Origin of the sequence: Acinetobacter sp. CIP 64.7 (assembly GCF_000369745.1) — a bacterium.
In the GTDB taxonomy this organism is placed as follows: Bacteria; Pseudomonadota; Gammaproteobacteria; order Pseudomonadales; family Moraxellaceae; genus Acinetobacter; species Acinetobacter fasciculus.
The window spans coordinates 1,011,206-1,035,594 of record NZ_KB850179.1 but is presented as its reverse complement, the minus strand read 5'-3'; the positions used below and the strand labels follow the sequence as shown (position 1 = coordinate 1,035,594).

The following is a 24,389-nucleotide window of genomic DNA, read 5'->3' as shown; positions in this document are numbered from 1 at the left end:
TCATGAGATTCGCTCATTTATTTAAAACTTTCAGATTTATCTGGCTAGCCCCGCTGCTCGTGAGTAGCAGTTGGGCAGCCCTGATCACGACTCCATATATTGCACTACATAGCCAGCCGAAATATGCCCAGGCCAAATCTCTGCCTTATGCCAATCCGCAAGCACCGAAAGGCGGTACGCTGATTCTGGCAGCTGATGGCAGTTTCGATAATTTGAACAGCATGAATGGCAAGGGCAATGTCACTGAAGGGGGCAACTATATTTTTGACAGTTTGCTGTCCAAGTCACTAGATGAGCCCGGTGTGTACTATCCCTTGCTGGCGGAAAAAGTCAGTTTTGACCCCAAGAAAACCGCCTTTATTATTTTTCATTTAAATCCCAAAGCACGGTTTAGCAATGGCCAGCCGGTGACTGCACAAGATGTCAAATACAGTTTTGAGTTGTTTCAGACCCAGTCCAATTTTGGCCTGCAGATGTATCTGGCTGATTTAAACCGGCTGGAAGTCCTGTCACCTTTACAGGTCAAAATGCATTTTAAATCTGGACATAATCCGGAAATGGCGATGATTGTCGCGCAGATGCCCATTTATTCTAAACAGGAATGGCAAAAGCGTAATTTTAAAGAATTGACGTTGAAACCTATGCTGGGTTCAGGGCCTTATGTCATTGAACACATAGATGCTGGACGTAGTATTAGCTACAAACGCAATCCCCGATACTGGGGCAAAGACTTGATGGTCAATCGCGGGCGTTATAATTTTGACCGGATCAAGTATCGTTATTATCGTAGTCCTGAAATCAAGTTTGAAGCTTTCAAGTCGGGCCAATTTACCTTGCATGAGGAAAAACAGGTCAACCGTTGGGTGAAAGACTACCAGTTTCCTGCCGTTCGGCAAGGACAGGTGCAGCGTTACCGCTTTCAGCATCACAACCCGATTCCGACCCAGAGTCTGATATTCAATACCCGCCGTCAGCCTTTTGCCGATATCCGTTTCCGGCAAGCCTTGAGTTTTGCCTATGACTTTGAATGGCTGAATAAAGCCATGTTCTATGGTGAATATCAGCGCCTGAACAGCTTTTTTTCCAATAGCGAGCTTGCATCTTATGGACGGCCAGGCATTCAAGAACTGCACATTTTAAAACCCCATTTAAAGCAGCTTGATCCGGTTCAACGTCAGGCTGTACTGCAGGACTGGAAATATCCTCAGTCAGATGCCTCCGGTTTTAACCGGAACAATCTGTTAAAAGCCCGTCAATTGCTATTAAAGGCAGGCTATCGTTATCAACAGGGGAAGTTGATTAATGCTTCGGGTCAACCGGTACAAATTGAGTTCCTGTTGCATCAGGCGGAGCAACAGCGTGATCTGATGCCATATCTGCGTCATTTAAAACGCTTGGGCATTCAGGCCAGCATTCGTATGGTAGAAACCGCGCAATATTATGAACGGCTGCGGAATTATCAGTTTGATATGATTGTTGATACCATGCCGCAATCCCTGACACCGGGGCAGGAGCAGAAACAGTTCTGGGGCAGTCAGGCCGCCACGCAGCCAGGTAATTATAATTATGCCGGCATTCGAAATCCGGCCATTGATGCTGTCATTCAGCAGGTGACTCAGGCTCAAAACCGTGAACAGCTGGTGAATAGTACCCGAGCATTAGACCGTTTACTGCGTGCAGGCTATTATCATATTCTGACTTATGGTACGGGCGAATACTGGTATGCTTACTGGAATATGTATCAGCAGCCGCAACGAAAACCTAAACTCTCCGCCGGGATTGATTACTGGTGGGTCGATGCGGCAAAGGCCAGACATGTGGCTGATTATTTCAAACAGCATTAAGCTCCAAGCCTATCAGGGAGTGCCATGAGCACTTATATTCTCAAACGTCTGTTGCTGATGATTCCAACCTTGCTGATCATTTTGCTGATCAATTTCATGGTGATCCAGCTGGCACCCGGTGGTCCGGTGGAGCAGGCGATTTATCAGGCGCAACAGGTTAATGGTTTGGCACATACGGGATTGCAGTATCAGGGAAAGCAAGGCCTCACACCGGAGATGCTTGAGCAGATCAATATCCAGTATGGCTTTGACCAGCCGCTGCATATCCGCTTTTGGGAAATGGTAACGCGTTATGCGCAGTTTGATCTGGGGCAGAGTTTTTTCAAAGACAAGCCTGTGACTGAACTCATCTGGGAAAAATTGCCAGTATCGCTTTCTTTAGGCTTGTGGAGTACCTTGTTGATCTATCTGGTCTCCATTCCTTTAGGGATTAGAAAAGCCCGAAAACATGGCAGTCTGTTTGATCAGACTACCTCTCTAGTGTTGGCCGTAGGCTATGCCATTCCAGCCTTTATTTTTGCCATTTTACTCATCGTCTTTTTTGCTGGCGGATCTTATCTGCAATGGTTTCCCTTGCAGGGAATTCGCTCTGAAAATTTTGCTGAACTCTCATTCTTTGCGAAAATTCAGGATTATTTCTGGCATATGGCCTTGCCGCTGTTGGCCATGGTGCTCGGCGGATTTGCCAGTTTGACCTATCTGGTCAAATTTTCCTTTGTGGAAGAGCTGAGCAAGCAATATGTCCTGGCTGCACGGGCAAAAGGTTTAACTGAACATGCAGTGCTATATCGGCATGTATTCCGGAATGCCATTTTAGTGCTCATCGCAGGTTTGCCCGAAGTTCTGATCGGGGTATTTTTCGTGGGGAACCTGTTTATCGAGATTATCTTTAATCTGGATGGGTTAGGTGTTTTAGGGTTTGAGGCGATTATCCAGCGTGACTATCCGGTGATTTTTGGTACTTTGTTTATCTTTACCTTGCTCGGTCTGATACTGCGTTTACTCAGCGATTTGCTCTATCAACTGATTGATCCAAGAATTCATTTCAGTTCACGTCGAGGATCACAATAATGTCTTCCTTGATGCAAGTACGCTGGCAACGTTTTAAGCAGCATAAGCTGGGCTTTAGCTGCTTTATTATTTTCAGTGCTATTTTCATTATTTCCTTGGGTGCAGAACTGATTGCTAACGATAAGCCCTTGCTGGTGAAATATGATCATGCTTTTTATCTGCCTATCCTGAAATCCTATCCAGAAACCACGTTTGGTGGAGTATTTGAGACAGAAGCAGAATATAAAGATCCGGCTGTGCAGCAAATGATTGCAAAAAAAGGCTGGGCGATCTGGCCCATCATTCCGTTTTCCTATCAAACGCCAAATTTTGAACTGGCTGAACCGGTGCCTTCGCCCCCGAGTGCGCAAAACTGGCTGGGAACAGATGACCAGGGCCGTGACGTTCTGGCACGGATTCTATATGGTTTAAGAATTTCATTACTGTTTGGTTTTGCACTGACACTATTGTCTGCGGCGCTGGGAATTTTAGCAGGGGCAATTCAGGGTTATTATGGTGGATGGATTGACCTGATCGGGCAACGTATACTCGAAGTCTGGAGCGGTTTGCCGATGCTATTTATGGTGATGGTACTGGTCAGTCTGTTTAGTCCGAGTATTTACTGGCTGTTTCTGATCATGCTGTTATTTGGCTGGACCACACTGGTGAGTATGGTGCGCGCTGAATTTTTGCGCGCCAGAAATCTGGAATATGTCTGGGCAGCAAGAAGTATCGGGGCGGGGGATGGAAGGATTATGTTCAAACATATTCTCTCCAATGTGATAGGTTCTAGCCTGTCACAGTTACCTTTTATGTTAACCGCCAATATTACTGCACTGACAGCGCTGGATTTTTTAGGGTATGGTTTGCCACCCGATTCGGCATCCCTAGGGGAACTCTTGCTTCAGGCCAAAAACAACTTAAATGCGCCATGGCTGGCATTGTCCGGATTCTTTAGTTTGGCGATTGTACTGAGTTTGTTGATCTATATGGGAGAAGCGGTACGGGATGCTTTTGATCCAAGAAACTAAATCACAAAAATCTTTAACCATGAAAAAATAAGCAGATAAAAATTGTGTAAATTTGACAAGACTGATTGTCAATTGTTCTGGCTTACGTTATAAACGAGTACAAAATAAAAGTAACGTATCAGGACAGATCATGACTCAATTGGCCGATTCCATTCAAATTCGTAATACCACTTTCAAAAATCGCATCATTAAAGGTGCCATGAGTGAAGCACTGGCCAATGATGCCGGCCAGCCCAATCAGGCACATTTCAAGTTGTATGAAGCATGGGCCGAAGGTGGCTTGGGTTGTGCTATTACGGGTAATGTTATGGTGGATTATCGTGCCAAGAATGAACCGGGCGTCGTAGTGGTAGAAAGAGAACGCGATCTGGCGCAGCTCAAAGTCTGGGCTGACGTAGGCAAACAACATGGCATGGTACAACTGGTCCAGTTGTCGCATCCGGGTCGCCAGTGTCCTAAAGGTCTGAATAAAGAAACGGTTGCACCGTCCGCAGTCCCATTTAGTCCGGCTTTGGCCATGAGCTTTGGAACCCCACGGGAATTGCGTGAAGATGAAATCTTGGATATTATCCAGCGCTTTGCCACTTCGGCTGCAATCTGTGAAAAAGCGGGATTTGAGGGGGTGCAGTTGCATGGGGCACATGGTTATCTGATTAGCCAGTTTCTGTCACCGCTGACCAATAAGCGTCAGGATCAATGGGGTGGTAGTATTGAGAATCGTACCCGTTTCTTGCTGCAAACCTATCAGGCTGTTCGTGCTGCGACTTCGGAAAATTTTATTATTTCAGTCAAGCTGAATTCAGCTGATTTCCAGCGCGGCGGTATTAGCGAAGAAGATGTCATTTATGTCTTTAAGGCGATGGACACTGCAGGCATTGATATCATTGAAGTGTCAGGTGGTAGCTATGAAGCACCTGCGATGGCCGGCGTGAAAGCAGACAAGCGCAAGGCCTCGACCATTGCCCGTGAAGCCTATTTCCTCGATTTTGCCGAAAAAATCCGGCAGGAAGTGAAGTGCCATATCATGGTCACTGGTGGATTCCGAACAGTTGAAGGCATGAATGCCGCGCTTGATAGTGGTGCCTGTGATTTTGTCGGGATTGCACGTCCCTTTGCGGTAGAACCTGACTTGGGCAATCGTCTGGTTGCAGGGCAGGATGTACGTTATGCAGTTGAGAAAATTAAAACCGGTATTCCAATGGTCGACAAAATGGCGATTATGGAAATCATCTGGTATGCCGCGCAGTTTAAGGAAATTGCCAAAGGCAAGCAGCCTAATCCGAAACTGTCGCCCCTAAAAGTCTTTTTGCAGTATCTGAAAGGCAATGTCAAAGCGGTGATCAAAGGACAATTAAACTCGCGAAAATCAGCTTAATTTTTATCAAGAAAACCGGACACTGCAAATGTCCGGTTTTTTTAATTTCTGGCACTTAGGGGTGTTTTAGGAATAATGCATCGCCTGGGTCTGGAAAGGAAATAATAACTGGCTTAACTGACGAGTCGCCCATAAGCCTATTTCGGTGTAATGGATATGCGGCGCAGTATAAGGAATCAGTAAATCAATTTTCTGTTCAGCACCTTCACAGCGCATGAAGCGGCTTTTTAACTGATTCAAGCGCTGCTGGTCCATGCGGCTCATGGTAGGTTCAATTTTTGCCTGTGAAGGAGTTGCACTACGTGACGACAGACGAGTTGCCAAGCCAATACCCTGAATCCAGTCTTTAATAATCTGTTTTTCGGTCGCATTAAAGACCCCAAACATTTTACCTTCCGGATGATCGATCATTTTCCAAAAACGGCTTTGTTCCACTGGTGCATCTTTTACGATCCAGCCTTTTTCAATCATCACCTGCAAAAACTCGGCAATCTGGGCAGGATCGGATAACCAGTCATTGATGGTCTTGCCACTAAACTGGCATTTCTGATTATGAATATATTGACCAATCAGCGCTTTATTCTGGAAAACTTTTAAAGCCATCTGCCCAATATCCAGTTCCTTAATAATCTGAGAAGAACTTTTGCCGACGTCATTCAGGACATAGCCTTTTTTAATCAGATCCAGATAAGCTTGTGGATCTTCAGTATGATTAAAATGCTGGATAAATGCTTGCAGGGATTTCTGCGCATGACCATTGTGAGCATTATCAATAGTAATGTGTACATTGAAATAATGCGGATCGATACCCAGTTCAGCCAGTTCATAGTTGGTGATTAATAGATGCAGCGGTAACTGTTCATAACCGAGATTAAAGCCAATCACCAAAGGTAGATATTTGGCCGGGGCATAAGCCAGTGCGAGCTGTACGGCAGCCTGTTCGTAGTAACTGTCATCTAAATGCTCGGCATAACTGTTCAGCTCATAATGACTCAACAGGTCCTGATACATGGTGACATGATTGGCACGTGGATGCCCTAAACCAAGCTCTTCCAGATAGATGTAAATCAAATCTTTCAGCTCGGACTGATTGCAATTTTGCACGGTTGAATATAACCAGGCACCATCGACCAGTTTGACCGGTGCAACTTTCGCCAGAAATTCGAAAGCATGGGAAACCGTCGGAAAATATTCCCGGGCTTTGTGCTGTTTCCGGCGATTGACATAGGTCTGGAAAGTCGCACAAACCTGATGATGTTGTTCTAAAAGATGCTGTTCAACCTGTGCAGGCTGATCCAACCATCCGAGAGTATCAATATTTAAATTTTTAATCAGATCGCTCAAATAAGATTCGGCTTTTTCGGTTTTGGTATATGTCGAAATTTCAGTATCTTGAAAAAAGTTGACCCAATCCTTAAAGCTTTTAATTTGATAATTATGATTTTTATTTGACGATAAAGGTAAACTTAGCTCTGTGCTGACGAACATAATCTGATCCTTGCAGATTTCTCTTGATTTACCTTAACGTGCCCTCTAAAAGCAGGGTGTTGAATTTTTGTTCTAATTTATTGGTATATTGCTTTAAATGAAAATGAACGGATATTTCTATGCATAGAAATGTTAAAACAATACAAATTGTAAAATTAAGAATGGGATGGCAGCCGAAAGAGTGAGGGAGGAATTTGAACAAATGATAAAAACTGGGTTTAAAGATTCGAGAAATAAAATTTGCAAGATAAAAAAAGCCCGAGTCGCAATGCTCGGGCTTTTTGTTGAGATGTTGCCATCTCGAATATGGCGTCCCTACGGGGATTCGAACCCCGGTTACCGCCGTGAAAGGGCGATGTCCTAGGCCTCTAGACGATAGGGACAGTACAGAAGATAAATTTTAAAACCGCTACTTTTAGCTTGAAGTAATGGCGTCCCTACGGGGATTCGAACCCCGGTTACCGCCGTGAAAGGGCGATGTCCTAGGCCTCTAGACGATAGGGACTTAATAAAATGTACTTCTAAAAATTGGCGTCCCTACGGGGATTCGAACCCCGGTTACCGCCGTGAAAGGGCGATGTCCTAGGCCTCTAGACGATAGGGACGTTTCAGAGGTGGGCGTATAATAGGGTGAAAACAGGGGGGTGTCAAACGCATTTCCATAAAAAAAATGATTTTCTGGATTGAGTGCGTAAATTTAAAACAATCTTGTGGAAATACTGGAAAATTACATGGTTTAAGTCGGATTTTTAAGCAATTCCAGAATTGCTTCTACCACCTACGGATGGAGTAAATAGCCGGTAATATCATGCGGGCGGTGAATATGGGTACGAATGCCGTGGTTAATAATGGCGGGTTGAAACTGAAATGGCGGTTGTGTAAGAGGAAAGGCGGTAAGAAAATCATCAGTTGAATAAAAATTTATCCAGTCACCTGTAATTGCAGCAGGTCGTACAATGGGTTGCGGTAAATGTGACTGGATCACCTGGAAGGCTAATGGCGATCCTAAAGTAATAAAACGCTGTACATTCAGTTCAGGATGCTGAATAAGATAATTATAGGCAATCACACTGCCCAGAGAATGAGCAATCACAATACAAGGTTTGCGACCATTCAATTGCCGGGCAATCCGCTCATGAACTTCCTTCATGAAACCAGAATTGTCGAGATACAGATAGGTTTCAATCAGAAATTTCTGAAGCAGACTACGATGCAGACTGGGAAAATAATTAAGCAATAATACAAAGTCTCGCAGTGCAACATTTTTGCTTAGCGTGGTAATAAATTTGAATTTCTGTTTGAAATCCATCGGCTCATTCAGATGAAGCTGGGGAAGATCGGAAATCACGGGCTTGCGCCAACCAGGACGCGGGACTGGTGCAGGAAGCTGAGGATGGACAGGTTGACGGAAACGAAAGCTGGGCCATTGCTGAGGCATTAAGGTGCCAGCATTTAGGATGTTGCGAACGTTGTAGTGTGAAAGCAATTCTCCATAAAATGGAATGTGAATGTGAATGTGACGCAGTAAATAACTGAATCTGGCATCATGACGGTGTTTGCGAATGCCTTTTTGAAGTATATGCAGCCAGCGCTGACGAATCGATGCAGCACTATGATGTTGCTGGTTCATTCCATGAATAAAAATAACTTTCATCGATACCTCACGGAGGTCGATCTATATATTCACAGTATAGAGAAAATTGAGGCAAGCCAAGCTGCACTTTTTGTGGCGTTAATGTGTAAATTATCTTTGATAAAACAATCATTAACAGACATCTGTATATTTATAAAAAAGCAGAAAAAGCAGTAAATTGGTAGGTCTGGATGAAAGACTTTATTGAATAGAAAAAGAATATGAATGGAACGGTAAAAGTTGAATTTAGAGTTTGGCGTGAGTCTTAGAGTAATTCCAGGAGCACTTTAATGACGTCCGGATGCTGAATATAACCATCAATATCATGCGGATGATAGATGGAGGTATGAATCTCCTGATTAATAATCGATGGCCGAAACTGGAAGGGTGGTTCTGATAATGGAAAGGCAGTCAGAAAGTCATCGCTACAATAGAAATTTATCCAGTCGCCTGAAAGTGCAGCAGGTCGTACAATCGGTTGCGGCAGATGAGCCTGGATGACCCGAAATGCTAACGGTGATCCGAGGGTAATAAAACGCTTGATATTCAGCTCCGGATGCTGAATCAAATAATTATAGGCAATCACGCTGCCAAGCGAATGTGCCACCAGAATCTGTGGCCTAATGCTATAGAGTTGATCATGAATGCGGCGGTGAACTTCCTGCATAAAATCCGGGTTGGCCAAATAAAGATAAGTTTCCAGCAAAAACTTATGCAAAAAGCTAGCAGGTAAGCTGGGAAAATAATTGATGAGTACCGCAAAATCCCGCAAAGCGATATCTTTGCTTAATGCTGTAATGAATTTCAGTTTCTGATTGAAATTTAGGGCATCATCAAGATTTAACTGCGGGACGTCACAAATTTGATAGGTGCACTGATCTGGTGGCGGTGCTGGTTGCAGCTGTGCGGGATGTAAAAAAGGGAAATGCGGCCACTGTTGCGGCATCAGGGTGCTGGCATTCAAGACGTTATGAAAATGATGCCGAGAAAGTAAATCGCCATAAAAGGGATACGGATATGCCGTTTTAAATAAGTAAAACGGGCTTGCTGTTGTGGGTTTTTCCGAAGGCCTGTTTTGAAGAGATGCAGCCAATGTTGACGTAATGAAGTAGCCGTATATTGTTGCTTGTTCATGCCGTGAATAAACACAATTTTCATCGACGCACCCTTAAGGCTGCCCACTATGGTTATAGTATAGATAAAAAAGAGCGACCGGAGCCGCTCTTTTAAAACTGATGATTAAGACTTGTTGTGATAAAAGGCATAATAACTTGCATAACACGCTGCAATAAATAGCAGACAGCCTATGAAGCTGATACGCATTGATGGATCAAAGACCATACTGATACAGGTAATAAAACAGAACACAAAGCCCAGGATTGGCACAATCGGGAACAATGGTGCAGCAAAGCCCAGTTCTTTGGCCGTATGACCCTGTTTATACCATTGACGACGGAAGTTGAACTGGCTTAAGCAGATACTCATCCAGACCACCACCATGGTAAATGCCGCAACGCCCAGCAAGTTGGTAAAGATCGTCTCTGGCGCAAACTGTTCAGACAATAAACCTGGCAATGCACCTAGCATGGTCACCATGACTGCAATATACGGTACACCGCGAGCATTCAGTCTTGAGAATACGGCAGGTAACTGTTTGCTATATGATAATGACCACATCATGCGTGAAGCAGCAAACAGGCCCGAGTTAGCAGCAGACAACAACGCAGTGATAATCACAAAACGGATGATGTCTTCAGCATAAGGAATACCAATATGCTGGAATACGGTTACGAATGGACTGCTGCTTACACCTTCAGCAGCTAAGCCTGCTTCCTGATGCGGAAGTAAGGCTGTTACCACAATGATCGTACCTACAAAGAAAATTAATAAGCGGAAAATCGCAGTGTTAATCGCTTTAGGAACATTTTTCGCAGGATCTTCAGTTTCACCGGCAGCCACACCAATCAGCTCGGTACCAGAGAAGGCGAAGTTCACGATCAGCATTGTGGCAAAAATCGGGAACAGACCTTCAGGGAACCAGCCCTGTGCCGTCAGATTGGTAAATAAAGGTGCAGCTTCATAGCCCTGATAGCCCAGAACACCAAAGATGGCCAATAGACCTAAAAGAATAAAAGCAACAACCGTGACCACTTTCACCAGTGCCAGCCAGAATTCGGATTCGGCAAACCAGCGGGTAGAAATCATATTGAGACTAAATACGAAGACACCAAAAATAATGGTCCATAACCACATGGAAATGTCCGGGAACCATTCCTGCATCAGCAAGGCCGCTGCAGTAAATTCAGTTCCGAGAGTGACCGACCACGTCAGCCAGTATAACCAGGTGATGGTATAGCCTGTGCCTGGTCCAATATAACGTTTGGCATAAGCACCAAATGAACCAGATTCTGGCATATGAACGGCGAGTTCGCCCAAACATAGCATCACCATGTACGCGATAATACCGCCCAGGAGATAAGCGAGAATGGCACCTACAGGCCCCGTTTGTGCAATGACTTCACCCGACCCTAAGAATAGGCCTGTTCCGATTGCGCCACCAAGCGAAATCATGACCAGATGTCGAGTACTCATAGCGCGTTTTAAAGGCGCAGAATTGCCCTGATGCGTAGCATCATTCGGAGATGAGTGCATAGGAAATAAGAAATACTTCAAAGGAATGAAGCGAGCTATTGTAGTGAAAAACTACAAATCTGCAATCGAATAATGGTAATTTCGAATAAGGTCTGATCGTATGAGATCAATAGATGGCGTCCCTACGGGGATTCGAACCCCGGTTACCGCCGTGAAAGGGCGATGTCCTAGGCCTCTAGACGATAGGGACGTTATGAGGTGATGTGTATATTAAGGATTAAGCCGGGTTTTGTCAAAAGGGTTTTTGCTAAAATTCATTTAACAGTTTAAACATTAGGCAAAACAAAAACTTTATTTTATTAAGATGTTATTTTCTGAACAGATTTCAAGACCATAAAAAATAAATATTTGAAAAGATCACTAAAACTTAGTGATCTGGAGTTTGATATTGCTCAGGCTGAGAGCTTTCAGCTGGGGTTGACACTGTCTCAGTCTCCGCAGTGTTGTCATCATCACGGTTGACGATATAGAGATACAGTGCCGAAGGTGCCAAAATAAGTAAAACAAGCAGGAATTTCTTGAGCATGGAAAAATTTCAAATCTTAAAATTAGTCTGATTATAGCCTAAGCAAATCTAAAAGAGCAGCAGCATGTACCTATTCAGGCTCTAGAATTTAAAAGTAACATCCGCAATAAATTGGCGGCCGATTTGTGGATAGACAATACCCGAATCCAGATAAAAATTATCACGATTCGTCACATTGTTAATCGTCAAACCTAAAATGGCTTTAAGGCCCTTATTTAAAGAAATATCATAGGTCGTCCGTACATCCCAGTAGAAGGTATTTTTGGTGGTGTATGGGATATACATATCATATTGTTCATTATTTTTATCAGAATAACCTTTTGATATTTTCTTCATGGCATCCACTTTGCCTTGGTAATTGATGAAGTTATTAATGCTTAAAGGAATCCGGTCAAATTTAATATTCCAACCTAAACGTGTTGTCCAGGGAGTATTAAAGATTTCAGATGGCTTATCTTCAGCATTGATCAATTTACCATCGTAGTAGATGATGGGTGTGCCGGTATAATACGCTGTGCTGTATGAGTCGAAGTTACGCTGGGTTTCAGTATAATCTGCATTTAGGCTGAATAAATGCTGTGTGCCAAATAACTTCAATGGGCTAATGTTAATCACACTTAAGGTATAAATATTAGATTCAGATTTACCTTCATTATCATAAGTATAGCTAAAGCGATTCGTTGAAATGACTGGATCTTTAACTGATTCTGTGCGGCGGATCTGGTCCTTATTTTGACGATTAACCCATTTTAGACCAATACGGCTATTTGCATATTCAGCATTGATTCCGAACATGGTTTCATCTGCATAAGGGGTATCAAGCTGCGAACGATAAGTAAAAGAACCGGCATATGCTTTTTCTTTCCAGTCAGCTGATAGGTTGTCACGTGTTTGGCGAATGATCAATAAACCTTTTTGATCTTGTAATTCATTATAAAAGGCATTTAAACCATAGTAGCGGTTCCAGCCAGTGGTAAAGGATAATTGTTCATTAGCAAAAGGTTTAAAAACAAATGAGCTACGTGGTGCAACATTATTATTTTTAGTTAAGCTGTCATAGTCTGCACGAAAGCCAAGTGTTGCTGTGAAGTATCTGTCCCATTGAATCTGATCCTGTAAAAATGCATGCCAACGGTCTTGCTGTACCTCAGTTTTACCTGCCAAATAAGAGGTGCGATTTTTTAGAAACTGTCCGTCTTGGCCATTTCCTTCATCACATGCATCATATTTATTACCAGTATTTGAATAACAGCTGAGATTGGCAATATTTCCAGTCGCACTAGAATAAATGCTTGTTGTGACAGGACGTTCCCAATGAGCATTGTAGTGTCCATATCCTCCGCCCATTTTGAACGTGTGGGTCGTGTGCTGGGTTTGAATGGGTTCAAATAATGCCTTAAGACTATATTCCAGTTTTTCTTCCTGCTGCTGAGTGCTTCCGAAGCTGCCTTCAATTTGTATACCCGAGGACTTCCAGTTTTTGGTTGATGATTTCAACCAGGAAATATTATCTGTCGCACTTTTACGGTTTGCAGTCTGCATTTGATAATTGACTTGTTGCTCAAGTTCAACTGAATTCAATTTATTTTTTAAGTTGATATAGAGACTTTGGCTGTCTGATATATGTGAGCTTTGGGAGTTATGAGTCGATGAAAGAAAATAGTCACCACTCGATTCCATGAATTGTGTGCCAATCTTTAAAACCGTATTGTCACTGGGAGTATAGAAAAACTCTATACCTGCATTGTTTGAACCTCGTTTTTGTTCATAAGAATCTGGTTTAGCAATACTTGTTTTTAAAGGAATATCTGCACGGCGATATGAACCAAATGCATTGAAACCCAAACTTTCAGCAAGTTTGCCATAAGACGTTGTACTGATCCCTTGACGTGTAAAGAAAGGTTGTTTGCTTTCACTGGTTGAATTTTCAAATTCTTCAGTTGCTTCTTTACTAGGGAAATTGATGTCTGACCAATGATCAGAAGTATAGTCATAGCTCAGGCTGCCATGAATTTTACCAATTTCGGTTTGGGGAGCACAGGTTTCTGCACTGACTACGCCACCTGTGAACTCACCAAATTCGGCACCCACATTGCTATCAAGTAGGGTGATTTTACACAGCAGATTAGTATTAATCGTCACTACTTGTGAGCTTTCCATCATTTCATTCAGGGTATTACTTTTTGCATCACTACCTGGATTAATGTTGTTATTAATGCTGAGGCCATTGATCAAAAACTTATTATCGTAGGGTAGGCTGCCATTAATACTGATATCCGTCGCGTTGAGTTCGCCTTGCTGCAATCCACTACGTGCGTTTGAATCAAATTGTACATTCGGATTAACTTTTAATAATTCAGTGATGGTCTTAGAGCCATTTGGTATTTGCTGTATGTCCTCTTTATTGTAAACCGTTTTCCCCACCTCATTTTCTGTTTTAGCTTTAATCACAATGGTGGAAAACTTAACAGAAGCTTGTGATTTGACTTGTTCTGATTGATCGGATTTTTCAGCAAAAACAGTTGAACTCAATGCAGTTAAAACCGCAATAGAAAGTGGAGAATAAGCAAAACGCATGAGAGAGCTTGATTATGAGAAAGATAATGTAAGTAATTATCATTAACTATGGTGTGGTAATCAATGAAAATGAGAATTATTTTCATTGATTAATTGGTGAAAGTGTAAGACTTGAGCAGCTTAAGATGCTGATCAAAGAAATATAAAGAAGAGAAAAATAGATGGCGTCCCTACGGGGATTCGAACCCCGGTTACCGCCGTGAAAGGGCGATGTCCTAGGCCTCTAGACGATAGGGACGTTTAGAAGATGGCGGTATCTTATTGATCCGCCACCAGAGTGTCAAGCAGGTGAGGTGCGAGTTTGTTTAAAATATAGCAAAACAGTTCAGCGGTCTTCTGCGTATCATATAATGCAGAATGGGCTTCTTTGCCATCAAACTCAATCCCAGCCTGAATACAGGATTTTGCCAGTACGGTCTGACCAAACATCACCGCACTTAAAGTCACTGTATCGAAGACAGAAAAACTATGAAACGGGTTCTGGTTTTTGGTTCCGGTACGCGCAATCGCGGCCTGAAGAAAACCTAAATCGAAATGTGCATTGTGTCCGACTAAAACTGCATGGGTACAATTTTGCTGGCGACGCACTTCATTCACCGATTTAAAAATGCGCTTGAGTGCAGTTTTTTCATCTTCGGCCATTGCGATTCGCATCGGATTCGAAGGATCGATCCCAATAAACTCCAGCGAACGTCGGTCGAGATTTGCCCCTTCGAAAGGATTGATATGTGCATGGTAAGCTTGACCCGGCACAAATTGACCCTCCTCATTATAAACAATCGGAATGGCCGCTATTTCCAGCAATGCATCAGTCTGCGCATTAAAACCTGCAGTCTCGACATCGACAACTACAGGTAAGAATCCACGAAAACGTTGACCAATGATTGGGAGCGTTTCATTTGTCACACTTTTCTCCATTGAATGGTTTTACCCGCATACAGTGGGATAATCTGTTCACCATCCAGATAGTCTAAACTTTCAGGGATTACTTGATCTTCTTTAACTAGGGTAATGGTATTGGTATTACGTGGCAGGCCATAGAAGTCTGCACCAAAATGGCTGGCAAAACCTTCCAGGCGTTCAATTTTACCCACTTGATCAAATGCCTGAGCATACAGCTCAATGGCAGTCGGCGCACTATAACATCCTGCACAGCCACACGCATTTTCTTTTGCATTTTTTGAATGCGGCGCGCTATCTGTTCCCAGGAAAAATTTAGGATTACCGCTGGTTGCGACTTCCAGTAAAGTTTGCTGATGCGTTTGACGTTTTAAAATCGGCAAGCAGTAGAAATGCGGCTTGATCCCACCAACCAGCATGTCATTGCGGTTAAACAATAAATGTTGCGGCGTAATGGTTGCAGCGACATTACGGTCTTGCTCAAGTACAAAGTTTGCTGCTTCGCTGGTGGTGATGTGTTCGAGCACCAGTTTCAGCTTGGGAAATTGTCTGAGTAAGGGAGCCAGCACTTCATCCAGGAAACGCTTTTCACGGTCAAAAATATCGACATGATTATGCGTCACTTCACCATGTAGCAATAAAGGCACTTGGTGTTCTTCAAGCTGTTCAATTACGCCGTAGACTTTGCTCATATCGCTCACACCACTATCGGAGTTGGTGGTCGCACCCGCAGGATAGAGCTTGATGGCATTGACATGCGCAGATTCTTTGATCTTTTTAACTTCGCTTGCCGGGGTGTTGTCAGTGAAATACAGCACCATACGCGGGTCGAAATTTACCCCTTCAGGCACATGTGCCATGATACGTTCACGGTAGGCATTGGCTTCTTCGACAGTTTTAACGGGTGGCACCAGATTTGGCATGCAAATGGCGCGAGAAAACTGCTTGGCTAAATCGGGAACGGTACGTTGAAGTGCTAAACCATCACGCAGGTGAACGTGCCAATCATCTGGCTGGAGAATCGTAATCGTATTCAAGGCAAATTCAGTCGAACAAATAAAACAAATGATAATCCATCTATAGTAAAAATGGTAACGAGAAAGCGCTACAAAATAAGGGATATGTATAAATTAATTTTAAAAAGTATGTTATTTTAAAATTAATAAAAAAATTACATAAATACTTGGCAATGGAATACAAGTACAATCTAGCGAAATTGCAAGATGATAAAGAAGACATAGAACAACTGATTACACGGCAAAGCCAGCGTGTAGGCCCGGTCTTCCCTCAAAATCTGGAACAAGAATTCTGGACCAAAAATCTGGAACGCGCCCGCAAACATGTCGAAAAATATGTGTGGGCTGGAGTACTAGCCTATTTCCTTTTTTTGGCGGTGATGATTCCCACAGATTACTGGAGCATCAGCAAAGAATATTTCGTACATGATTTTGTCCTGTGTATGTTGGGCTTGCTCAATGGCGGCGTGTCGCTAATTATCTTTTATATGTTCTCGTGCTTACCCAAGATCAAGCGCTTTTTTCCTCAGGCTTCGATGCTGTTGGTATTCTGGGTACAGGTGTCAATTTCATGTATCACCATGTCGATTAAAACTGATGCCTTGCAGCATCAATCCATGGCGATAGTCACGATCGTATATATCCTGGGTTATGTTCTGACCGGTATTAAGCCGATTCAGATGCTGGTCACCGGACTGCTCGCCGCCGCAACCACCATTATTGTATTGTTCGGTCTGTCAGTTGAATTTAATCCTATGGTTTTTGGCCGGATTTTAATTGGAAGTTGCTTGCTGGGTTATGTGATTAGCCATATGATTTTTGCCCGTGAGCGTGTGATATTTCTCTATAGCATTCGCGCCAGAATCAGTGAGCAGATCCAGCGTATCCATACCAACGAATTATTACATTTGAGTCAGTACGATGAGCTGACCAAGATTTCCAATCGACGGACTTTTGATGAGACGCTGCAAGTCCATTTCGAACGTGCACATCGTGAAGAAACGGCATTGGCAATTCTGTTTATCGATGTAGATTTCTTTAAAAATTACAACGATTTTTATGGGCATCAGAAAGGTGATGATGTCATTTCGACTATTGCCAAAACCATCAAGAATGCGATCCGACATATGGACTTTGTCGCGCGTTATGGCGGGGAGGAGTTTGTGGTGCTCTTGCCAGAAACGGATGCACATGGTGCTTATGCGGTGGCTTCAAATATTTTTAAGGCGATTGATCGTCTGGAAATTCCACATGAAAAATCCTTGGTTGCGAAACATATCACCATCAGTTTAGGCATTACCGTTTATCGTGGTGAAGATGATATTGATAAAGACGCCTTATTGGGAATCGCGGATCAGGCGCTATATCGTGCCAAACAGCTTGGACGCAACCAGATTTATTATCAGTCCATTCGTTCAGTCAATTCAGATATCGCAAATGGTTAGAGATTATTACAATCAATAAACGAACCCTCAATAAAAAACCGCTCATCAGGAGCGGTTTTTTATGAAACTAAAAAGGACTAAAACTTAGTTTTTGTCTTTTAGTTGTGGCACTGCAGATGCTGAACCAACTGCCAATAAACCAGTCTCTGTATAGATGCCCAGTTTCGCACGAGTATCCGTGATATCCAGGTTACGCATGGTCAACTGACCAATACGATCCATCGGCGAGAACATAGAATCACCTTTCTCCATAGTCAAACGCTCAGCTTCATAAGTGAGGTTCGGAGATTCAGTATTCATAATGGTGTAGTCATTACCACGACGCAATTCGATCGTTACAGTACCGGTAACTGCTTTAGCAACCCAACGCTGTGCAGTTTCACGCAGCATAAGCGCTTGAGAATCGAACCAGCGACCTTGGTAAAGCAAACGACCTAAACGTAGACCGTTAATACGGTATTGTTCAATCGTATCTTCGTTATGAATACCCGTTACCAGACGCTCATAAGCGATGTGAAGCAGCGCCATACCCGGAGCTTCATAGATACCGCGAGATTTCGCTTCGATGATACGGTTTTCGATTTGATCCGACATACCTAGACCGTGACGGCCACCGATGCGGTTCGCTTCAAGAATAAATTCAACTGGATCTTCAATGCGTTGACCGTTGATAGCAACCGGGAAGCCTTCTTCAAAAGTAATCGATACTTCTTCAGCTTTTACTTCTACGTCATCTTTCCAGAACGCAACGCCCATGATTGGCTCAACGATTTTGATGCCTGCATTCAGGTATTCAAGATCTTTAGCTTCGTGCGTCGCACCCAGCATGTTTGAGTCAGTTGAATAAGCTTTTTCTTTTGACATTTTATAGTCAAAACCATTGTCGATCAGGAACTGTGACATTTCTGCACGGCCGCCCAGCTCGTCAATGAAAGTTTGGTCTAACCAAGGTTTGTAGATTTTAAGCGCAGGATTGGTCAACAAGCCATAACGGTAGAAACGTTCAATGTCGTTGCCTTTATAAGTCGAACCGTCACCCCAGATGTTAACGTCATCTTCTTTCATGGCAGTTACCAGCATGGTGCCAGTTACTGCACGACCCAATGGTGTCGTGTTGAAATAAGGCATACCACCTGTAGAAATATGGAACGCGCCACATTGAATTGCAGCAATACCTTCTAATGCAAGCTGTAAACGGCAGTCGATTAAACGTGCTTTTACTGCGCCATAAGCTTCAGCTTTTTTTGGAATCGCATCGTAATCGTCTTCGTCTGGCTGACCCAAGTTAGCTGTGTAAGCATAAGGTTCAGCGCCTTTTTGTTTCATCCACAAAAGAGCAGCAGAAGTATCTAGACCACCAGAGAAGGCAATACCAACTTTTTTACCTACTGGGACATTCTGCAAGATAGTTGCATTATCAGACATTGTTCATCCTAATGATATGAAATAGGCACGCCAGAATTGGTGGCCTGAAAAAATACATATTGCATCAATTGTATCATTAATTTATTTAGGTTTGCTTTAGAAAAGAAAAACTCGTTTTAAAATCTCTATTCAATAGGCTTAAATAATCATAAATCGCACGATTTTCACCAGAATCCTGCTGAAAACAAAGAAAATTGGTTATATTCAGCCGAATAAAGTTAAAAATCAGATAAAACAGGAATAAAAGCATGGCGACTCGCATCCCACCTTTACCTAATTTAAATCCTAAAACCAAGAATGAAACGCTGGCACTGTTGCATGGGATTTATGCCGGCCTGATTGGTTTTAGTACAGTGCTGTTTTTATATCTTGAATATCAGCAATCCAGTATTTCCATGCTGAGTTTAGGTGTGGTGTTGCTACTTTTAGGCTTGCTGATGTTTTTTAATATACAGGCCAGTATTAAGGTGAAGCAGGGTAATGGATCAGGGCGGACATTATCCAGAGTGATGGCAATCCTCATGCTGTTCAGTTTTCCGATTGGGACAGTATTGGGTGCGATTGCATTATGGAAATCCAGCGCACGACAATGGCAGAACTAATTCGTCATGTATAGAGCGAGCTGGTGTTGAAGATTGATGTTTGTGCCTGAAAATGCTGAACTCCGGGTCATAAAAAGCCTCTGAAAATCAGTTAAAGTAAGGGAATGACTTGCTCAGCCAAATATAATCAGGGATTTGTTATGACCACGACGCGCTATGCCAACATTTTAAAGCCACTGCATTTGGGTTTTACCACCATTAAAAACCGGGTGGTGATGGGGTCGATGCATACTGGTCTGGAAGACCGCTTCTATAACTATCCTAAACTGGCTGCGTATTTTGGTGAACGAGCAAAGGGTGGCGTAGGTCTGCTGATTACAGGGGGAATATCGCCAAACCGTCAAGGCTGGTTGTTGCCGGCAGGCGGTACCATGAATACCTTGGGGGATATTGCGCCGCATCGTCTGGTGACACATGCAGTGCATAAGCATGGTGCTAAAATTCTTTTACAAATTCTGCATGCCGGACGCTATGGCTATCAGCCTTTTGTGGTTTCGGCCAGCCCGATCAAATCACCGATTTCTCCTTTTAAACCGCGTGAAATGTCAGATAAACAGATCCTGAATACCATTCAGGATTATGTGAAAACTGCCAGCATTGCCAAAAAAGCCGGCTACGATGGCGTAGAAATTATGGGTTCAGAAGGCTATTTGCTGAATCAGTTTTTAAGCCGTCATGTCAATCAGCGTACCGACCGTTGGGGTGGCCCGATCGAAAACCGGATGCGTTTTGCCGTAGAAATTGTCAAAGCCATTCGCGAGGAAATTGGCGAAAAATTTATTATCTGTTTTCGTTTGTCGCTTCTCGATTTGGTACATGATGGCAATACCATGCAGGAAGTCATTACCGTAGCTAAAGCTTTGGAAAAGGCTGGAATTACTTTGCTCAATACCGGTATTGGCTGGCATGAAGCACGTATTCCAACCATTGTGACTTCTGTACCGCGTGCTGCTTTTGTCGATTACACGGCTGAAGTTAAGAAACATGTTTCGGTGCCGGTGATTGCGTCTAACCGCATCAATATGCCAGACACTGCCGAAGCGATTTTGGCTTCCGGTCAGGCAGATATGGTACAGATGGCACGTCCACTTTTGGCAGATGCGTTCTGGGTCAATAAAACTGCAACCAATCGCGTTGATGAAATCAATACCTGTATTGCCTGTAATCAGGCCTGTCTGGATCATACCTTTAAAAACCAGCGGGCAACCTGCCTGGTCAATCCGCGTGCCGCTTATGAAACCGAACTGGTCTATATCAAAACCAAGAAACCAAAAAGTATTGCAGTGATTGGCGGGGGAGTTGCAGGTCTGTCAGCGGCTACTGTCGCAGCCAGTCGTGGGCATGATGTCACTTTGTTTGAGGCTAGTCATGAAGTAGGCGGGCAGTTCAATCTGGCTAAAGTGATTCCGGGGAAAGAAGAATTTCACGAAACGATTCGTTATTTTAAAGTGCAGCTAGAAAAAACCGGAGTTGATCTGCGCCTCAATACCCGAGTCAATCGCGAGCAGTTGGAGCGTGAAGGTTTTGATGAGGTGATTGTGGCTACAGGGGTGGTGCCACGTGCCCTGAATATCGAAGGCAGTCAGGCGCCACAAGTGTTGTCTTATGCTGAAGTACTACGCGGTGCGCCAGTAGGTAATCGTGTTGCGGTCATTGGCGCAGGGGGTATTGGTTTCGATGTGTCCGAGTTTTTATTAAAGCCACCGCATCAGGTGCAGCCACAACCTGTGGATGAGTGGAAGCGTGAATGGGGTGTTGATTCCCAACCAGATTATGTAACTGAAGGCGGGTTACAGCGTGCTGAAATAGAACCGCCTGTGCGTGAAATTTATCTATTACAACGTAAAAAAACACCGCTTGGCGCAGGACTAGGCAAGACTTCAGGTTGGGTACATCGTGCCCAGTTAAAAAAACATGCCGTGCGGATGTTGCGCGGCGTGCAATATAAATCTGTCACAGATGAAGGCTTATGGATTGAGGTGGATGGCCATGCTCAATTATTGCGTGTGGATACCATTGTGGTATGTGCAGGTCAGGAATCGGTAAAAGACCTGATGCCGATTGCCGGAGAAAACACCTTGGCACAGTATCATATTATTGGTGGTGCAAAACTGGCAGCTGAACTGGATGCCAAGCGCGCTATTCGTGAAGGAGCGGAATTAGCAGCAAAACTGTAAGGATTTGATGAAACTATATGCAGTTGATTGCATTCACTGTAATTTTCACTTGTCAGTCGGATAAAAGCTCCGTATTATTGCGGCCATGGAAGCGTGGCAGAGCGGTTTAATGCACCGGTCTTGAAAACCGACGAGGGTGTGAGTCCTCCGTGAGTTCGAATCTCACCGCTTCCGCCAAATTTTAAAAACCCCAGTCGAAAGATTGGGGTTTTTTATTACTTATGATTTTAATAGGGCGATTTAAAATAAACGGGTCTCGAAGAGGTTTGATATTTAAAAAGTCAATAATTTATAAATAGATATTCGGCAGAGTAAAACTTGAAGTGCGACATAAACCACCTAATTAATTTAAAGGGTTTATGGAGTATATAAAATTGTCATACCATCATCTTAACTTTGAAGATCGTACTGCATTAATGCTTGAGTCAAGAAAAGAAGGCTTTTCAGCCAGAAAATTTGCTGAACTCATTAAAAGACATCCTAGTACGATCTATCGTGAGCTTAAAAGAAATAGCATCAATGACGTTTATCAAGCTCAATATGCTTCTGATAACACCTTCGCTAGACGTAGACGTGGTCACAGAAAACTCAAAATCGATTCAATCCTCTGGAAATTTATTGTTGAAGCGATCCGTTGTTTATGGTCTCCTCAGCAAATAGCAAAGCGTTTAAAGACATTTCCTGATTTGGATCAAACAATGAATGTAAGCCATACAACGATTTATTCAACGATACGAGCATTACCAAAGGGTGAGTTGAAAAAAGACTTATTATCCTGTCTGCGTCATGAAAATAAAAAGCGAAAAGCTAACGGTGAACCTAAAAAAGATTCTATATTACAGGATATTAAAACTATTCATGAGCGCCCAGCCGAAGTTCAAGAAAGAAAAATACCGGGTCATTGGGAAGCTGATTTAATTAAAGGTAAAGACAATAAAAGTTCGATAGCAACACTTATTGAACGAAATACACGGCTCTGTATCTTGGCAACATTACCTGATGCAAAGGCAGAATCAGTGCGCAAGGCTTTAACTGAAGCTCTGAAATATTTACCTGCAGAACTGCGTAAAACGTTGACCTATGACCGTGGACGCGAGATGGCAGAACATAAAATACTTGAAGAAGATTTAGGCATAGATGTATATTTCTGTGACCCACATTCACCCTGGCAAAAAGGCACATGCGAAAATATGAATGGTTTAATTAGGCAATATTTACCTAAAGGGATTGATTTAAATCAGGCAGATCAGCATTATTTAAATCAAGTTGCCATGTCACTGAATACTCGTCCTAGAAAAGCGTTAGATTGGCTTACACCATTAGAGAAATTTGCTCAGCTTGTTGATTATCATAAGACTTTTCAAACTGTCGCACCTCATGTTTGAATTCGCCTTCTTTAATCGCCTACTTCAATCTTGATCAGAGCCAAAGCAATTCTTTCTACATGTTGGTAAGCCGGCTGTTCCAGTTCTTCACCAAAAATATCCGGGTCAATTTCCTCATAGGACCAGATTATATTTTGATGCTGTCTCATCAAATCTTGCAGATGCTGCAAAAACAGATTGCCATGTTCAGTCACGGTCACACCGGTATATAGGAATAAATGTCCACCAAAATTCAGCCGCTGTAAACCTTCTTTTATAATCCTGAATGATAATTCACAGCCATCCAGCGCATGACCACCATGACGATATTGACGTTGTTCGGGATCAATCAAATACGGCGGATTTGCAAAAATCAGCTCAAATTTTCCATCAAGATTGGAAAATAAATTACTCTGGACCGGATGAATATAGTTTAAGCCGGCAAAACTGATATTAATCTGGCTATACAACAAGGCTTTGGGATTCAGGTCTGCAACCCTAATTTCATTAACATCTGGAAAATGTTGGGCAATGCTGATCGCGGCTGCTGAAGTGCCACAACACATTTCCACGACCCGTTTGAAAGGGTGAGGTTGAGCAGCTATATATTGCTTGAGATGATAGATAAAGCGATACGTATCCGGACCAAAAAATACCGCATCTTGCTGAGTGGTTGGAAAAGCTGAATGAATAAAGAGTTCGCCATCGAGTGAAGAAACCCGAACCTGACTCAAGTATTGATCTTCCTGAACCTGTAGAAGTTGATGTTCTTGCAATAATGCAAAAAGGGCAGAATCAAGATCAGTTTTTTTAAAGTTTAGATTCCAGCCAAAGATATCCTGAAGGGTTCTTTGCTTATAAATTTCATTCTTTTTCCGATTCAGAATTCGCTGGTGTGAAAGTGGTGTAATGGTCGTGAACTGATAATCTTGTTGTTTTAAAAAGGCTAATAAATAAAGCAAAGCTTGCTGCTGGCTGCTTTGAATCTCTAAAATTTGGTTCATACGGATATGCTCTTCTACTTATTTAAACTACATGAAAAGATCAATTCACTTTATGCCTGCAAAATACAATATCAAAACCAGTCGTGAATGATCAAAGCTATACAGCACTGGATTCCATGGAAATGGATTGGTTTATATTCACCTAAATAATGCATTGCTTAGGTAAAAATGTGATGCGAATTGGTTGGATTTGTATAGGTAGTAGGCATAATTTTATTAGTTAAGAAACCTTGTTATGATTTTGCGAACTATTATTTCTTATTCATGATTATATGTATAA

17 protein-coding genes, 6 tRNA genes and 1 pseudogene are annotated in these 24,389 nt (G+C 42.9%); 9 read left to right on the top strand and 15 right to left on the bottom strand.

Annotated elements, in window-relative coordinates:
• Positions 1-2: 2 nt before the first annotated feature.
• From F890_RS11585 to F890_RS11570, 4 genes are all read left to right on the top strand, one after another.
• Positions 3-1,844 carry an extracellular solute-binding protein gene (locus F890_RS11585; RefSeq protein ID WP_005267001.1) on the top strand — a complete coding sequence of 614 codons (1,842 nt, stop codon included), beginning with the start codon at positions 3-5 and terminating at the stop codon, positions 1,842-1,844.
• 24 nt (positions 1,845-1,868) lie between these two features.
• On the top strand, positions 1,869-2,915 hold the full coding sequence (yejB, locus tag F890_RS11580) for a microcin C ABC transporter permease YejB (RefSeq protein WP_005267000.1): 1,047 nt from the start codon (positions 1,869-1,871) through the stop codon (positions 2,913-2,915).
• Positions 2,915-3,925: an ABC transporter permease gene (locus F890_RS11575; protein WP_005266998.1), complete on the top strand. Its 1,011-nt coding sequence runs from the start codon at positions 2,915-2,917 to the stop codon at positions 3,923-3,925. Before yejB ends, F890_RS11575 begins: the two co-directional genes overlap by 1 nt.
• A 130-nt stretch (positions 3,926-4,055) precedes the next feature.
• Positions 4,056-5,300, top strand: coding sequence for an NADH:flavin oxidoreductase/NADH oxidase family protein (locus F890_RS11570; protein ID WP_005266995.1), 1,245 nt, complete (start codon positions 4,056-4,058; stop codon positions 5,298-5,300).
• A 66-nt stretch (positions 5,301-5,366) separates the two neighbouring features.
• Here the strand turns inward: F890_RS11570 and F890_RS11565 are convergent, their stop codons facing one another.
• The 13 genes and pseudogenes from F890_RS11565 to pyrC form a co-directional block, all read right to left on the bottom strand.
• Positions 5,367-6,788: an iron-containing redox enzyme family protein gene (locus F890_RS11565; RefSeq protein WP_005266994.1), complete on the bottom strand. Its 1,422-nt coding sequence runs from the start codon at positions 6,786-6,788 to the stop codon at positions 5,367-5,369.
• A 307-nt stretch (positions 6,789-7,095) separates the two neighbouring features.
• A tRNA-Glu gene (locus F890_RS11560) sits at positions 7,096-7,171 on the bottom strand.
• Positions 7,172-7,217: 46 nt separating this feature from the next.
• Positions 7,218-7,293, bottom strand: a tRNA-Glu gene (locus tag F890_RS11555).
• A 24-nt stretch (positions 7,294-7,317) separates the two neighbouring features.
• Positions 7,318-7,393, bottom strand: a tRNA-Glu gene (locus tag F890_RS11550).
• Between the two features lie 173 nt (positions 7,394-7,566).
• A complete protein-coding gene (locus F890_RS11545; protein ID WP_005266993.1) occupies positions 7,567-8,442 on the bottom strand; it encodes an alpha/beta fold hydrolase in 876 nt (291 codons plus the stop codon).
• A 244-nt stretch (positions 8,443-8,686) separates the two neighbouring features.
• Positions 8,687-9,579: pseudogene (locus F890_RS11540) on the bottom strand (alpha/beta fold hydrolase).
• 81 nt (positions 9,580-9,660) lie between these two features.
• Entirely contained in the window at positions 9,661-11,073 is a 1,413-nt protein-coding gene (locus F890_RS11530; RefSeq protein WP_004279544.1) for an amino acid permease, read from the bottom strand.
• A gap of 114 nt (positions 11,074-11,187) precedes the next feature.
• Positions 11,188-11,263, bottom strand: a tRNA-Glu gene (locus tag F890_RS11525).
• A gap of 177 nt (positions 11,264-11,440) precedes the next feature.
• On the bottom strand, positions 11,441-11,599 hold the full coding sequence (locus tag F890_RS18830; protein WP_005266989.1) for a hypothetical protein: 159 nt from the start codon (positions 11,597-11,599) through the stop codon (positions 11,441-11,443).
• 81 nt (positions 11,600-11,680) lie between these two features.
• On the bottom strand, positions 11,681-14,176 hold the full coding sequence (locus F890_RS11520) for a TonB-dependent receptor plug domain-containing protein (protein ID WP_005266987.1): 2,496 nt from the start codon (positions 14,174-14,176) through the stop codon (positions 11,681-11,683).
• 162 nt (positions 14,177-14,338) lie between these two features.
• Positions 14,339-14,414, bottom strand: a tRNA-Glu gene (locus F890_RS11515).
• Between the two features lie 20 nt (positions 14,415-14,434).
• Positions 14,435-15,094 carry a ribonuclease T gene (rnt, locus tag F890_RS11510; protein WP_004279557.1) on the bottom strand — a complete coding sequence of 220 codons (660 nt, stop codon included), beginning with the start codon at positions 15,092-15,094 and terminating at the stop codon, positions 14,435-14,437.
• The gene (gene pyrC / locus F890_RS11505; RefSeq protein WP_004279558.1) at positions 15,079-16,113 is read right to left on the bottom strand and encodes a dihydroorotase; all 1,035 of its coding nucleotides are present in this window, start codon (positions 16,111-16,113) and stop codon (positions 15,079-15,081) included. The genes rnt and pyrC overlap by 16 nt, the downstream gene beginning before the upstream one ends.
• Before the next feature lie 152 nt (positions 16,114-16,265).
• Here pyrC and F890_RS11500 point away from each other — a divergent pair, with 152 nt between their 5' ends.
• Positions 16,266-17,537, top strand: a complete 1,272-nt coding sequence (locus F890_RS11500; RefSeq protein WP_005266984.1) for a GGDEF domain-containing protein — start codon at positions 16,266-16,268, stop codon at positions 17,535-17,537.
• Between the two features lie 84 nt (positions 17,538-17,621).
• Here the strand turns inward: F890_RS11500 and argG are convergent, their stop codons facing one another.
• Entirely contained in the window at positions 17,622-18,962 is a 1,341-nt protein-coding gene (gene argG, locus F890_RS11495) for an argininosuccinate synthase (RefSeq protein WP_004279561.1), read from the bottom strand.
• A 248-nt stretch (positions 18,963-19,210) separates the two neighbouring features.
• On the opposite strand from argG, the gene F890_RS11490 reads away from it, so the two are divergent.
• From F890_RS11490 to F890_RS11475, 4 genes are all read left to right on the top strand, one after another.
• The gene (locus F890_RS11490) at positions 19,211-19,564 is read left to right on the top strand and encodes a hypothetical protein (protein WP_005266982.1); all 354 of its coding nucleotides are present in this window, start codon (positions 19,211-19,213) and stop codon (positions 19,562-19,564) included.
• 140 nt (positions 19,565-19,704) lie between these two features.
• Entirely contained in the window at positions 19,705-21,741 is a 2,037-nt protein-coding gene (locus F890_RS11485) for an NADPH-dependent 2,4-dienoyl-CoA reductase (RefSeq protein ID WP_005266979.1), read from the top strand.
• Between the two features lie 87 nt (positions 21,742-21,828).
• A tRNA-Ser gene (locus tag F890_RS11480) sits at positions 21,829-21,918 on the top strand.
• 239 nt (positions 21,919-22,157) lie between these two features.
• On the top strand, positions 22,158-23,126 hold the full coding sequence (locus F890_RS11475) for an IS30 family transposase (RefSeq protein WP_081398964.1): 969 nt from the start codon (positions 22,158-22,160) through the stop codon (positions 23,124-23,126).
• 11 nt (positions 23,127-23,137) lie between these two features.
• Here F890_RS11475 and F890_RS11470 read toward each other — a convergent pair whose 3' ends face one another.
• Positions 23,138-24,109 (bottom strand): methyltransferase, encoded by a 972-nt coding sequence (locus F890_RS11470; RefSeq protein WP_005266978.1) that lies wholly within the window; start codon positions 24,107-24,109, stop codon positions 23,138-23,140.
• Between the last annotated feature and the right edge of the window lie 280 nt (positions 24,110-24,389).

Coding starts and splice junctions, on each gene's coding strand:
- F890_RS11530 (WP_004279544.1), bottom strand. CDS start 11,073: ATGCACTCATCTCCGAATGATGCTACGCATCAGGGCAATTCTGCGCCT.
- F890_RS11520 (WP_005266987.1), bottom strand. CDS start 14,176: ATGCGTTTTGCTTATTCTCCACTTTCTATTGCGGTTTTAACTGCATTG.
- rnt (WP_004279557.1), bottom strand. CDS start 15,094: ATGGAGAAAAGTGTGACAAATGAAACGCTCCCAATCATTGGTCAACGT.
- F890_RS11500 (WP_005266984.1), top strand. CDS start 16,266: ATGGAATACAAGTACAATCTAGCGAAATTGCAAGATGATAAAGAAGAC.
- argG (WP_004279561.1), bottom strand. CDS start 18,962: ATGTCTGATAATGCAACTATCTTGCAGAATGTCCCAGTAGGTAAAAAA.
- F890_RS11545 (WP_005266993.1), bottom strand. CDS start 8,442: ATGAAAGTTATTTTTATTCATGGAATGAACCAGCAACATCATAGTGCT.
- F890_RS11485 (WP_005266979.1), top strand. CDS start 19,705: ATGACCACGACGCGCTATGCCAACATTTTAAAGCCACTGCATTTGGGT.
- F890_RS11575 (WP_005266998.1), top strand. CDS start 2,915: ATGTCTTCCTTGATGCAAGTACGCTGGCAACGTTTTAAGCAGCATAAG.
- F890_RS11470 (WP_005266978.1), bottom strand. CDS start 24,109: ATGAACCAAATTTTAGAGATTCAAAGCAGCCAGCAGCAAGCTTTGCTT.
- F890_RS11490 (WP_005266982.1), top strand. CDS start 19,211: ATGGCGACTCGCATCCCACCTTTACCTAATTTAAATCCTAAAACCAAG.
- F890_RS11565 (WP_005266994.1), bottom strand. CDS start 6,788: ATGTTCGTCAGCACAGAGCTAAGTTTACCTTTATCGTCAAATAAAAAT.
- F890_RS18830 (WP_005266989.1), bottom strand. CDS start 11,599: ATGCTCAAGAAATTCCTGCTTGTTTTACTTATTTTGGCACCTTCGGCA.
- F890_RS11475 (WP_081398964.1), top strand. CDS start 22,158: ATGCTTGAGTCAAGAAAAGAAGGCTTTTCAGCCAGAAAATTTGCTGAA.
- F890_RS11570 (WP_005266995.1), top strand. CDS start 4,056: ATGACTCAATTGGCCGATTCCATTCAAATTCGTAATACCACTTTCAAA.
- F890_RS11585 (WP_005267001.1), top strand. CDS start 3: ATGAGATTCGCTCATTTATTTAAAACTTTCAGATTTATCTGGCTAGCC.
- yejB (WP_005267000.1), top strand. CDS start 1,869: ATGAGCACTTATATTCTCAAACGTCTGTTGCTGATGATTCCAACCTTG.